Genomic DNA, 12,839 nt, shown 5'->3' with positions numbered 1-12,839 from the left:
GGTGCTCAGGCGTCGGCCGACCATTCCGAAAGCGCCGCGATCACGCTTTTCAGCTCTGCCCAGCGGCGGATGACCGTTTCGGCGCCGGCCTCGGTCAGCGCGTCGGCATGGCCAGGGTAGCTGTGGCTGGCGCCGGTGAAGCCGATCACCCGCATGCCGGCTGCCCTGGCGCCGGCGACGCCGTGCACGGAATCCTCGATGACGAAAGTGTTGGCTGGGTTCGCGCCGAGTCTTTCCGCCGCGAACAGGAACACGTCCGGCGCGGGTTTGGTCTTTTTGCTCGGTATTTCCAGTGCCGAGAAGATGCGGCCGGCGAAGAAGGTCAGCAGATGCACTTTCTCCAGCATGAATTCTATCCGCTCCGAGCGTGAGTTGGAGCAGATGCAGCGTTGCGCCGTGACCGAGGCGACCGCTTCGCGCACGCCCTCGATGGCACGCACATCGCTGCGCAGTTTGCGGTCGACGAGCTCTTCGGCGCGGTCGATCAGCGACGCCTGGAACGGAATCTTGGACTTCTCCTCGATCCGCATCAGTATGTCCTTGAACGTCAGGCCCGCATAGCTTTCGGCAATCTCCTCGGCCGAGATTTCATATCCGGCGAGCGTTATCAGCTCGGCCTCGACCCGCGCGGCGATGATTTCGGAATCGACGAGCACGCCGTCGCAATCGAAGATGACAAGGTCTGGCTGGGGCATGGTGATCCGGACAAAGAAAGGATGAAGCGGCCAGGAAGGCCTCAGGCGGCGCGGCATACACCAATGGCCCGGCCTTCGCAAACCTGGCAGGCGATCGCGCCGGCCTTCACCGAATATTTACGCTGATCGGTAACCATAACGGGGAGTAAACAGTAACGCGTGCCTTGGGTGTAAAAATGTCTGCCGTGCGTCTTCTCCACGAGTTGTCCCGCGCTCCCCAGCAATCCGAATGGCTGGACACGATCCTCAAGGGCGACTGCGTCGCGGCCCTCGACCGCCTACCCGAAAAGTCGATCGACGTCATCTTCGCCGATCCGCCCTACAATCTGCAGCTCGACGGCGATCTGCACCGGCCCGACCAGTCCAAGGTTGACGCGGTCGACGATCACTGGGACCAGTTCGAGAATTTTGAGGCCTATGACGCCTTCACCCGCGCGTGGCTTTTGGCGGCGCGCCGCGTGCTGAAGCCCAACGGCACCATCTGGGTCATCGGCTCCTATCACAACATCTTCCGGGTCGGCGCCAAGATGCAGGATCTGGGCTTCTGGATCCTCAACGACGTGGTCTGGCGCAAGACCAATCCGATGCCGAATTTCCGTGGCCGCCGTTTTCAGAACGCGCATGAGACGATGATCTGGGCTTCCCGGGACCAGAAGGGCAAGGGCTATACGTTCAACTACGAGGCGCTGAAGGCGTCCAACGACGACATCCAGATGCGCTCCGACTGGCTGTTCCCGATCTGCACCGGCGGCGAGCGGCTGAAGAACGACAATGGCGACAAGCTGCACCCGACGCAGAAGCCGGAAGCGCTGCTCGCCCGCATCATGATGGCCTCGACCAAGCCCGGCGACATCGTGCTCGACCCCTTCTTCGGCTCCGGCACGACAGGTGCGGTCGCCAAGCGTCTTGGTCGCCATTTCGTCGGCATTGAGCGCGAGCAGCCCTATATCGACGCCGCCAACGAGCGTATCGATGCGGTGCGGCCGCTGGAGGATGCTGATCTGACGGTGTTAACCGGCAAGCGCGCCGAGCCGCGCGTCGCCTTCGTCAGCCTTCTCGACACCGGGCTGATGCAGCCGGGCGTCACGCTGTACGACGCCAAGAAGCGCTGGGCGGCCAAGGTGCGCGCCGACGGCACGGTGGCGATCGGCGACAGCGCCGGCTCGATCCACAAGATCGGCGCCGAAGTGCAGGGGCTGGACGCCTGCAATGGCTGGACCTTCTGGCATTATGAGCGCAGCGGCGGGCTGACCCCGATCGACGAACTGCGCCGCATCGCCCGTCTCGGCATGGAGCGGGCAGGGGGCTGACCCCCTGCCGAATTATCGCGTATTGCGTTGAATCAAAATCTCAGCGCATCGCCGCAAGCGATTCAGATCGCGCCTTGATTCCCAAGCGTTCAAGATCTGCTTGAAGCGTCCTGGCATCGGTGAACAGCACGGCTTTCCAGCCCGCGGCCTTGGCGCCGTCGACATTCTTCTGGCTGTCGTCGATGAACAGCGTCGCCGAGGGTTCGAGCCCGAACGCAGCCACGTGATGGTCATAAATGTCACGATCCGGCTTGATCTTGCCGATCTCGCCGGAGATGGTCACGCCGCGTGGCCGATTGAGGAAATCGAAGCGTTCGCGGGCTTCCGCCAGAGTGTCGGAGGCGAAGTTGGTCAGCATGGTCACATCATGGCCGCTCTCGATCAGGCCAAGCATTATGGCGACGCTGTCGTCATAGGCATGCGGCACCATGTCGTGCCAGTGGCGGCGGAAATTGCGGATGTTTTCCGCATGGTCGGGATAGTCCGCAATCAGCAGCGCCTCGGCCTCTTCCCAGCTCCGGCCGCGATCCTGCTCGATGTTCCAGTCATGCGTGCAGATATTGTCGAAGAACCACTTTCTCTCTTCGGCATCGGGGATGAGGCGGCTGAACGGAATGTCTGGATCGTAGTGGATCAGCACGCGGCCGATGTCGAAAACGATGTGGCGGATCTCGGTCATGAAGCCTCTTTCAATGCGGGCGTTGCTTTTTCGTCGCGCCGGGTATCGCAGCCTCGATCGCCTTTTTCATGACAGTGGGCAGGGCCTCTTCGGAAATCTCGTGGGCGTGCGACCAGAAATGCCCTGCCGGCGCAGCACCTTTGATGTGGGCGTGAAAGACTTCGAGCTCGAGCGCGAAATGGGTGAAGACATGCGTGATTGTCCCGGCGCGCCGCCAGTCGCCGGGAAAGGGCGCCGCCGCCTGCGTGGTGGCGCCGTCCACCCGCGCGGTCCAGCCCGTTGTCGGCACCTCGGTCATGCCGCCGAGCAGACCTTTGTCCGGCCGTTTTCGCAGAAGTATGGCCCCGTCCTCGCGCATGGCGACGAAAGCAGCACCGCGTCGCTGCGGCTTGTCGGCTTTGGGCAGCCGCACCGGGAAGTTTTCAGGGTCGCCCGAAACGACGGCACTACAGCTCTCGCGCAGCGGGCACAGCATGCAGCGCGGCCGGCGCGGGGTGCAGATCGTGGCGCCGAGATCCATCATCGCCTGGGCGAAATCGCCCGGCCTCGCCACCGGCACCATGGCCTCGACATGGGCGCGTATCTCGGTCTTGGCTTCGCTGAGCGGCGTGGTGATCGAAAACAGCCTCGATATGACGCGTTCGACATTGCCGTCGACCACGGCAGCGGGGCGGTCGAAAGCGATCGCCGTGATCGCCGCCGAGGTGTAGGCGCCGATGCCGGGCAGGTCTCTCAAACCGGCCTCGGTGTCGGGAAACCGGCCGCCGCGTGCCGCCACCAGATCGGCGCAGGCCTTGAGGTTGCGGGCGCGGGAGTAATAGCCGAGCCCCGCCCAGGCCTTCATCACGTCCTCGGTCGGCGCCGCGGCCAGTGCCTCGACATCGGGCCATTTCTCGACAAAGGCTCGAAAATAGGATTTCACCGCCTCGACTGTGGTCTGCTGCAGCATGACTTCGGACAGCCAGATGCGGTAGGGATCGGGCCGCACGCCGCGTGCATGCTCGCGCGGGCTCACCCGCCACGGCAGCTCGCGATGATGCACGTCGTACCAGGCGAGCAGGCGCGACGCGGTATCGTCCGGCATTGCCTTGCGTGTCTGGGCCTTGCGTGCCTGGGTCTTGCGGGTCTGGTCTGCTGGTGCCATTGATCGTGTATTGGCCTTGCCGGTAATCTGCTGGGGTCGCGGCTGGAGAACGTACATGGCAGGGAGAACGCCCTACGGCAATCCCGTTCCGGTGAGCGATCTTGCCACCAAAATCCTCGACCCGGTGCTGCGCAAACGGGCAGGCATCTCGATTGGTCTCGTCCAGTCCTGGGAAGAGATCGCCGGGCCGCGCCTGGCCAGCCGCTCGCGGCCTGAGAAAATTCAATGGCCACGCCGCCTGCATGAGGACGATCCGTTCGAGCCGGCGGTATTGGTCATTGCCTGTGAAGGCATGGCAGCACTTCATCTGCAGCACGAGACCGGCGAGATCATCAACCGGGTCAACGCTTTCCTCGGCTTTACGGCAATAGGCCGCATCAGGATCGTGCAAAAACCGGTGACGACGGACAAGGGACGGCCTAAACCGACCTTCAGGCCGTTGACGGCGGCGGAGCAGACCAGACTGTCCAGTACGGTCGAACTGATCGAGGATGACGGGCTGCGCGCCTCGCTGGAAAGGCTTGGCGCAACCATTTTGGGTGAAAGGAAGTCAAAAACCCCTTGAAGACAGTCATGGATTTGTCGTCAACATCTCGCATTCGTGATCGCCTTTGTCAGGTTTCACGATTGGATTGGGGATGGAGATGCCTTAATTCGCGCCAACTCTCGCCTTTTCGTGCCTTTGCATTGCAAAATTCAACCCTTGTCAGGTGATTCGTATGAACCGTCCTCCGTTCGGCAAAAGTCTGTCTCGCAGAAACGTCCTGTCTTCGCTGGCCGCCATTCCGGCGGTGGCCCTGCTTGCCGCCTGCAGCGACTCCGGCGAGCAGGCCAAGGCGGCGGATGTGAAGCCCGCGGATCCGGCCGCTCCCGCAAAGCCCGCCACGCCGGCTGCCGCCAAGGTTCCCGAATCCCAGGGCAATGTCGATATGGCAGAACTGTTGAAGCCGGGCGCGCTGCCTGACAAGCAGCTCGGCAAGGATGACGCCAAGGTCACCATCGTCGAATACGCCTCGATGACCTGCCCGCATTGCGCGCATTTCGCCGAAACCACCTTCCCGGACCTGAAGACGAAGTACATCGACACCGGCAAGGCACGCTATATCCTGCGCGAATTCCCGTTCGACCCGAGCGCGGAAGCCGGTTTCATGCTGGCGCGCTGCGCCAAGGACAACTATTTCCCGATGGTGGACGTGCTGTTCAGGCAGCAGGCGAACTGGGTTGGCGTGTCGAACACCAAGGATGCGCTGCTGCAAATCTCGAAGCTCGCCGGTTTTACACAGGAGTCCTTCGAGGCCTGCTTGACGGACCAGAAACTTCTGGACGATGTGAGATCGGTCCAGAAGCGCGGCGCCAATGAATTCAAGGTCGACTCGACACCGACCTTCTTCATCAACGGTAAGACCTACAAAGGGGCGATGTCGATTGAGGAAATGTCGGCCATCATCGACCCTCTGCTCTGACGCTCGCGCAGCGCTGAAGCGGCAGCGCTTCGGCGTGCCCATCCATTTGCCTTGTCGCGGGCTCTATTCGCAAAACCGCGGAACACTTTTGCGGAACCCGCTTGCGGGGCGGCGCGAATGAAGTTTTCGCGCCTTCGCCTCCTCGGTTTCAAGTCCTTCGTCGAGCCCGGCGAGTTCGTCATCGAACGCGGCCTCACGGGTATTGTCGGGCCGAACGGTTGCGGCAAGTCGAACCTTGTCGAGGCGTTGCGCTGGGTGATGGGCGAAAGCTCCTACAAAAACATGCGCGCGTCCGGCATGGACGACGTCATCTTTTCCGGTTCAGGCACGCGGCCCGCCCGCAACACCGCCGAAGTCACGCTTTTCCTCGACAACAGTGATCGTTCGGCGCCCGCTGCGTTCAACGATGCCGACGAGTTGCAGGTGTCGCGCCGCATCGAGCGCGAGGCCGGCTCGCTCTACCGCATCAATGGCAAGGAAGCGCGCGCCAAGGATGTGCAGCTTCTGTTCGCTGATCAGTCGACTGGCGCGCGCTCGCCGTCGATGGTCGGGCAGGGCCGCATCGGTGAACTGATCCAGGCCAAGCCGCAGGCGCGCCGCGCGCTGCTCGAAGAGGCCGCCGGCATTTCCGGCCTGCACACCCGCCGCCACGAGGCGGAACTGCGGCTGAAGGCGGCCGAACAGAATTTGGAACGCCTGGACGACGTCGTCGGCGAGTTGGAAAGCCAGATCGAAAGCCTGAAGCGCCAGGCGCGCCAGGCCTCGCGCTTCAAGAACCTGTCGGCCGATATCCGCAAGGCCGAAGCGACATTGCTGCATCTGCGCTGGACGCTCGCCAAGACACAGGAAGGCGAGGCACGTTCCGCGCTGGCTGTTGCCACGGCACTGGTCGGCGACCGCGCCGCCGCGCAGATGAACGCGGCCAAGGAGCAGGGCATCAGCGCTCATCGCCTGCCCGATCTGCGCGACGCGGAAGCCGCCGCCGCCGCCGCCTTCCAGCGCCTGTCGATCGCCAGGTCGCAGATCGAGGAGGAAGCCGGACGCATTCGCAACCGCCAGGCCGAAATCGGGCGCCGCCTGCAGCAGCTCGACGGCGACATCGCTCGCGAGGAGCGGATGGTGCGCGACAATGCCGATGTCCTCGAACGGCTGCGCACCGAAGAAGCTACGCTGAATTCCGAGAACGCCGGCGCCGCGGAGCGCGAGGCCACCACCCGCGCGGCTTTCGAACAGGCGGCATCGACGCTGGCGCAAAGCGAAGCCAGGCTTGCCGCGCTGACCGCCGAACGGGCCGAGGCCGCCGCTTCGCGCCATCAGATCGAGCGCACGCTGCGCGAAACGGCCGAGCGCCGCGACCGCTTTGCCCGCCAGCTCGCCGAGGTCGACCGCGAATTGTCGGATATCCTCTCCAAGGTCGCCGGCCTGCCGGATCCGGCCGAAAAGCGCGTGCTGGTCGAACAGGCCATGGCGCTGCTGGAAGAATCCGAAGCCGCCGTGGCGCAGGCCGAACAATCGGTCATCGATGCTCGAGCCGCCGAAAGCGCTGCCCGCCCGCCGCTTCAGGACGCCAGGGCCGAACTGGCGCGGATCGAGACCGAAGCACGCACGCTGGCCAAGATCCTCAATGCCGCCAGTGGCGATCTCTTCCCTTCGGTACTGGAGCAAATCAGTGTCGAGCGCGGCTTCGAGACGGCGCTGGGTGCTGCCCTTGGCGAAGACCTCGACGTGCCGCTCGACCGCAGCGCGCCGGCGCATTGGGGCGAAAGCCAGATCCAGCCGGGCGACGCGGCACTGCCGGAAGGCATCAAGAGCCTGGCCAGCGTGGTTCGCGCCCCGGCGCAGCTTGCCCGCCGCCTGGCGCAGATCGGCATCGTCGAGGCCGCTGACGGCCGCCGGCTCCAGGCGCTGCTTGCGCCCGGCCAGAGACTGGTCAGCCGTGAAGGCGCGCTCTGGCGCTGGGACGGCCTGACCGCCAGCGCCGATGCGCCGACGGCCGCCGCACAAAGGCTGGCGCAGAAGAACCGGCTTGCCGAACTTGATGCCGAAGCAGTGCAAGCGACACTTGTGCTGCGCCAGGCTGAGGAGGCGCTAGCACGGGCCGAGCAGGCGCTTCGCCAGGCAAGCGAGGCCGAACGCAACACGCGCCAGGCTGGACGCGACGCTCAGCACCGGCTGGATGCGGCCCGCAATGCGCTGGCCGAGGCCGAAAAGGCCGGCGGCGAGCTGGCGAGCCGGCGCGCGGCACTCGATGAGGCGCGCGCGCGCATCGTCGACAGCCATGAGGAAACCTCGGCGGCCTTCGTCGAGGCCGAAATGCTGCTGCAGGACGCGCCCGATCTCGGCGACCTGCAATTGCAGCTTGAACAGTCCTCGGCCAATGTCTCCCGCGACCGCGCCACGCTTGCCGACGCGCGGGCCGTCCATGAAGGGCTGCGGCGCGAGGCCGAGGCGCGGACGCGCCGGCTCGATGCCATCGGTGCCGAGCGCAGCAACTGGCTGGTACGCGCCGAAAACGCCTCGACCCAGATCGCCTCGCTCGGCGAGCGCAAGGCCGAGGCCGAGGCCGAGCGCGAACGGCTGGCCGATGCGCCCGATGAGATCGATGCCAAGCGGCGCGCGCTGCTGTCGCAGCTCACCGAGGCCGAAACCTTGCGCAAGGCGGCCGCCGACCGGCTGCAGGAAGCGGAAAACCGGCAGGCCGAACTGGACAAGGGAGCCACATCGGCCATCCAGTCGCTGGCCGAGGCGCGTGAGACCCGTGCCCGCGCCGAGGAAAGGCTGACGGCGGCCGACGAGCGCCGGCTCGAGGTCGAGGCGCGTATCCAGGAAACGCTGAACACGCCGCCGCATCTGGTCATCCGCCATACCGGCCTGGAAGCCGACGACCCGATCCCCGAAATGGCCGAGATAGAACGCCAGCTTGACCGGTTGAAGATCGAGCGCGAACGGCTCGGCGCCGTCAATCTGCGCGCCGAGGAAGAACAGAAGGAGCTCTCCGACCGGCTCGAAGCGATCGTTACCGAGCGCGAGGATATCATCGAGGCGATCCGCAAGCTGCGGCAGGCGATCCAGAGCCTCAACCGCGAAGGCCGCGAGCGGCTGCTCGCCGCCTTCGATGTGGTCAACAGCCACTTCCAGCGGCTGTTCTCGCATCTGTTCGGCGGCGGCACGGCGGAATTGCAGCTGATCGAGTCCGACGATCCGCTCGAGGCAGGGCTTGAAATCCTTGCCCGCCCGCCCGGCAAGAAGCCGCAGACCATGACGCTGCTGTCCGGTGGCGAGCAGGCGCTGACGGCGATGTCGCTGATCTTCGCCGTCTTCCTGACCAACCCGGCGCCGATCTGCGTGCTCGACGAAGTCGACGCGCCGCTCGACGATCACAATGTCGAGCGCTTCTGCAATCTCATGGACGAGATGGCCAAGACCACCGAGACGCGCTTCGTCATCATCACCCACAATCCGATCACCATGGCACGCATGGACCGGCTGTTTGGCGTGACCATGGCCGAGCAGGGCGTCAGCCAGCTCGTTTCGGTCGACCTTCAGGCCGCCGAGGCGATGCGCGAGGCGAGCTGAAGCGTTCGGATTGGCGGCTCCGGCCAGCAGAGCAGGGTGCGGTTGGCTATCAGCCTTTGCGGCGCATGACCCAATTTACACACAGCGCGACCACGAGGCCGCCCGCAATGCCGATGCAATCGGCAACCCAGTCGAACATGTCGAGATCGCGGTCTATCAGCGTCGTGCCCTGAAGGACTTCGATGGCGGCCCCGACCAGCGCCAGGAAAATGACCAGCGTGACTATGCGCCTGGGCCAGCCAAGAGCTCCAAGAGCAGCCAGGGTGGCGAATGCGCTGGCGTGATTGACCCTGTCATTTTCGAAACCGATATCGAACCCGAATTCCTGAAGCTCGGGCACTGGCAGCAGTGCGAGGACCAGAACCGCAACGAGCGTGACGATAAAGGCGGTCGATATGGCCACCGAACAAAAGTTCATCTGCTCCAACAATCTTCGAAGAGAGCTGACATCGGTCCGAGGCCTTGAGCCGCAGGACGATCCAGGCCAAGCACGGATCAGGCCGCGGCGCAACCATCCGGTGGCAATGGGATGGCTGGGGCGCCAGGATTCGAACCTGGGAATGTCGGTACCAAAAACCGATGCCTTACCACTTGGCGACGCCCCAATAGCCGTCAGAGTCGCTTGTGCGGCGCGTTATTAGCAGAGCAGCCGAAAAGCACAATGGTTATGAGCGATGGCAGGAACGCCCGGATCCCATTCGGGAAGGCTATTGCCCCCAGACAGCCAGCTCGTTGCCGGCCGGATCGACGAAGTGAAAGCGCCGGCCGCCGGGAAACGGGAAGATCGGCTTGATGATCGTGCCGCCTGCACTTTCGACGGCGCCGAGGGTTTCCTCGAGGTCGTCGCTATAGAGCACTGGCAGCGGCTGGGCAGGTGCTTCCGCGGTATCCGCCTGAAAACCGCCATCCAGACCCTCGGTAAAGGCCGAATAGGTCGGCCCGTAGTCGGTGAACGACCAGGCAAAGGCGGCACTGTAGAAAGCCTTCAACCGGTCCAGCGTGCCGCCGGTCGCCGGCATTTCCAGATAGTCGAGCTTTCCAGTCAGTTTCATGGGGCACCTTTTTGTTCCCTTTATGTTCTAGTCATCAAGTGGTGAGGTGGCAAGTCTTTTTGACGCATGCCGAAGCGAGGCTTTTTCTTAATCGATTGTAGCGGCGGGACGGCTCTGCCGGCGCTTGCCTTTCGCACTGCAGCATCATATCGCTCCAAAGTCGGACCAGGGTGGAACTTTCCGTTTCGCCAATCTTTCCAATCTCCTGCAACCGGAGAGCAAAGCATGACCAAATGGGTTTTCACCTTTGGCGATGGTGCGGCGGAAGGCCGTGCCGGCGACAAGAATCTGCTGGGCGGCAAGGGAGCCAACCTGGCCGAGATGTGCAGCCTGGGCCTGCCGGTGCCGCCAGGCTTCACCATCACCACCGAGGTCTGCAATGCCTATTATGCCAATGGCCGCGCCTATCCGGCGGGGCTGGAAGGCGATGTCGCGGTCGCGCTCGATCACATCGGCCGGCTGACCGGCCGCCGGTTCGGCGATCCTTCGAAGCTGCTGCTGGTGTCGGTGCGCTCCGGAGCTCGCGCCTCGATGCCGGGCATGATGGACACCGTGCTCAATCTTGGCCTCAACGACGAAACGGTCGAGGCGCTGGCCACCGATTCCGAAGATGCGCGCTTTGCCTATGACAGCTACCGCCGCTTCATCCAGATGTATTCCGATGTCGTCATGGGCCTCGATCACGAGGTGTTCGAGGAAATCCTCGAAGACCAGAAGGCAAGCCTCGGCCATGAGCTCGACACCGAACTGACGGCCATCGAATGGCAAGGCGTCATCGCGCTCTACAAGGCCAAGGTCGAGGAAGAGCTCGGCAGGCCGTTCCCGCAGGATCCGCAGGAGCAGCTCTGGGGCGCCATCGGCGCGGTGTTCTCGAGCTGGATGAACAACCGCGCCATCACCTACCGTCGCCTGCACGACATCCCCGAAAGCTGGGGCACGGCGGTCAACGTCCAGGCCATGGTGTTCGGCAATATGGGCGAGACCTCGGCCACCGGCGTCGCCTTCACGCGTAACCCGTCGACCGGCGAAAAGCAGCTCTATGGCGAATTCCTGGTGAACGCACAGGGCGAGGATGTCGTCGCCGGCATCCGCACGCCGCAGAACATCACCGAAGCCGCCCGCATCGCAGCCGGTTCCGACAAGCCGTCGCTGCAGAAGCTGATGCCGGACGCCTTCCAATCCTTCGTCACCATTTCCGACAGCCTGGAAAAGCACTATCGCGACATGCAGGACCTCGAATTCACCATCGAGCGCGGCAAGTTGTGGATGTTGCAGACCCGCTCGGGCAAGCGCACCGCCAAGGCGGCGCTGAAGATTGCCGTCGAAATGGCAAGGGACGGCCTGATCACGAAGGAGGAAGCCGTCGCCCGCATCGATCCGGCCTCGCTCGACCAATTGCTGCACCCGACCATCGACCCTAAGGCCGCGCGCGACGTCATCGGCGTCGGCCTGCCGGCCTCGCCTGGCGCTGCCACCGGCGAGATCGTCTTTTCCTCCGGCGATGCGGAAGACTTGAAGGCACAGGGCCGCAAGGCGATCCTGGTGCGCATCGAGACCAGCCCCGAGGACATCCACGGCATGCACGCCGCGGAAGGTATCCTGACCACGCGCGGAGGCATGACCAGCCATGCCGCCGTCGTCGCGCGCGGCATGGGCAAGCCTTGCGTGTCTGGCGCCGGCTCGCTGCGCGTCGACTACAAGGCCGGCACGCTGCTCTCGATGGGGCAGACCTTCCGCAAGGGCGACATCATCACCATCGACGGCGGCAACGGCCAGGTGCTGAAGGGCGCCGTGGCGATGCTGCAGCCCGAACTGTCCGGCGATTTTGCCGCCATCATGGAATGGGCGGACGCCGTGCGCCGCATGAAGGTGCGCACCAATGCCGAAACCCCGCTCGATGCCCGCATGGCGCGTTCTTTCGGCGCTGAAGGCATCGGTCTCTGCCGCACCGAGCACATGTTCTTCGACGGCGCCCGCATCGTCGCCATGCGCGAGATGATCCTGGCCGACACCGAAAAGGATCGGCGCGCCGCCCTTGCCAAGCTTCTGCCCATGCAGCGCTCGGATTTCCTGGAATTGTTCGAGATCATGGCCGGCCTGCCGGTGACAATACGCTTGCTCGATCCGCCGCTGCATGAATTCCTGCCCAAGACCGAGGCCGAAATCGCCGAGGTCGCGGCCGTCATGAATGTGTCGCCCAACAAGCTCAGGCAGCGCACCGAGGCCTTGCACGAATTCAATCCGATGCTCGGCCATCGCGGCTGCCGGCTGGCCGTCTCCTATCCCGAGATCGCCGAGATGCAGGCACGCGCCATTTTCGAGGCCGCCGTCGAGGCCGGCCAGAAGGCCGGCGCGCTGGTCGTCCCCGAAATCATGGTGCCGCTGGTCGGCCTGGTGAAGGAGCTCGACTATGTGAAGGCGCGCATCGATGCGGTCGCCAAGAGCGTCATGGAGGAGAGCGGCGTCAAGATCGACTACCTCACCGGCACGATGATCGAACTGCCGCGCGCGGCGATCCGCGCCCATGTCATCGCCGCTACAGCCGAGTTCTTCTCCTTCGGCACCAATGACCTCACCCAGACCACGTTCGGCATCTCGCGCGACGATGCGGCCTCGTTCCTGGAGACCTACCGCCAGAAAGGCATCATCGAGCAGGATCCATTCGTCTCGCTCGACATCGACGGCGTAGGGGAATTGGTGCGCATGGCCGCGCAAAAGGGCAGGGCGACGCGCCCCGACATCAAGCTCGGCATCTGCGGCGAACATGGCGGCGACCCGGCATCGATCCGCTTCTGCGAGGAGGTCGGGCTCGACTATGTGTCGTGCTCGCCCTATCGCGTGCCGATCGCCAGGCTGGCGGCCGCGCAGGCCGCGGTACAGGTGGCGAAAGCGGGGCGCGGATAGGGAGATCAAGGCATTG

10 protein-coding genes and 1 tRNA gene are annotated in these 12,839 nt (G+C 64.2%); 5 read left to right on the top strand and 6 right to left on the bottom strand.

Annotation, left to right across the window (positions count from 1 at the left end):
• Nucleotides 1–5: 5 nt before the first annotated feature.
• On the bottom strand, nt 6–695 hold the full coding sequence (locus tag D3242_RS00665) for an HAD family hydrolase (protein WP_064983562.1): 690 nt from the start codon (nt 693–695) through the stop codon (nt 6–8).
• Between the two features lie 176 nt (nt 696–871).
• Here D3242_RS00665 and D3242_RS00660 point away from each other — a divergent pair, with 176 nt between their 5' ends.
• Nucleotides 872–2,005, top strand: a complete 1,134-nt coding sequence (locus D3242_RS00660; RefSeq protein ID WP_038645434.1) for a site-specific DNA-methyltransferase — start codon at nt 872–874, stop codon at nt 2,003–2,005.
• A 40-nt stretch (nt 2,006–2,045) separates the two neighbouring features.
• Here the strand turns inward: D3242_RS00660 and D3242_RS00655 are convergent, their stop codons facing one another.
• Together D3242_RS00655 and mutY are read right to left on the bottom strand one after the other, a co-directional pair.
• The gene (locus tag D3242_RS00655; RefSeq protein WP_038645437.1) at nt 2,046–2,684 is read right to left on the bottom strand and encodes an HAD family hydrolase; all 639 of its coding nucleotides are present in this window, start codon (nt 2,682–2,684) and stop codon (nt 2,046–2,048) included.
• Between the two features lie 10 nt (nt 2,685–2,694).
• The gene (gene mutY / locus D3242_RS00650) at nt 2,695–3,828 is read right to left on the bottom strand and encodes an A/G-specific adenine glycosylase (protein ID WP_081296020.1); all 1,134 of its coding nucleotides are present in this window, start codon (nt 3,826–3,828) and stop codon (nt 2,695–2,697) included.
• Between the two features lie 55 nt (nt 3,829–3,883).
• On the opposite strand from mutY, the gene D3242_RS00645 reads away from it, so the two are divergent.
• The 3 genes from D3242_RS00645 (at nt 3,884) to smc (ending at nt 8,867) form a co-directional block, all read left to right on the top strand.
• Nucleotides 3,884–4,393, top strand: coding sequence for a DUF721 domain-containing protein (locus D3242_RS00645; RefSeq protein ID WP_019857012.1), 510 nt, complete (start codon nt 3,884–3,886; stop codon nt 4,391–4,393).
• Nucleotides 4,394–4,547: 154 nt separating this feature from the next.
• Nucleotides 4,548–5,291, top strand: coding sequence for a DsbA family protein (locus D3242_RS00640; RefSeq protein WP_027046623.1), 744 nt, complete (start codon nt 4,548–4,550; stop codon nt 5,289–5,291).
• Between the two features lie 117 nt (nt 5,292–5,408).
• Nucleotides 5,409–8,867, top strand: a complete 3,459-nt coding sequence (smc, locus tag D3242_RS00635; protein ID WP_064983009.1) for a chromosome segregation protein SMC — start codon at nt 5,409–5,411, stop codon at nt 8,865–8,867.
• 49 nt (nt 8,868–8,916) lie between these two features.
• Here smc and D3242_RS00630 read toward each other — a convergent pair whose 3' ends face one another.
• The 3 genes from D3242_RS00630 to D3242_RS00620 form a co-directional block, all read right to left on the bottom strand.
• Entirely contained in the window at nt 8,917–9,285 is a 369-nt protein-coding gene (locus tag D3242_RS00630) for a VanZ family protein (RefSeq protein WP_027046624.1), read from the bottom strand.
• A gap of 112 nt (nt 9,286–9,397) precedes the next feature.
• Nucleotides 9,398–9,472 (bottom strand) — tRNA-Gln (locus tag D3242_RS00625).
• Between the two features lie 102 nt (nt 9,473–9,574).
• Nucleotides 9,575–9,919, bottom strand: coding sequence for a VOC family protein (locus D3242_RS00620; protein ID WP_019857015.1), 345 nt, complete (start codon nt 9,917–9,919; stop codon nt 9,575–9,577).
• Between the two features lie 225 nt (nt 9,920–10,144).
• Here D3242_RS00620 and ppdK point away from each other — a divergent pair, with 225 nt between their 5' ends.
• Nucleotides 10,145–12,823, top strand: coding sequence for a pyruvate, phosphate dikinase (ppdK, locus tag D3242_RS00615; protein ID WP_064983007.1), 2,679 nt, complete (start codon nt 10,145–10,147; stop codon nt 12,821–12,823).
• The last annotated feature ends 16 nt before the right edge of the window (nt 12,824–12,839 follow it).

Origin of the sequence: Mesorhizobium jarvisii (assembly GCF_003601985.1) — a bacterium.
In the GTDB taxonomy this organism is placed as follows: domain Bacteria; phylum Pseudomonadota; class Alphaproteobacteria; order Rhizobiales; family Rhizobiaceae; genus Mesorhizobium; species Mesorhizobium jarvisii.
The sequence above is the reverse complement of the archived record's forward strand: the minus strand, read 5'-3'. Positions and strand labels throughout refer to the sequence as shown.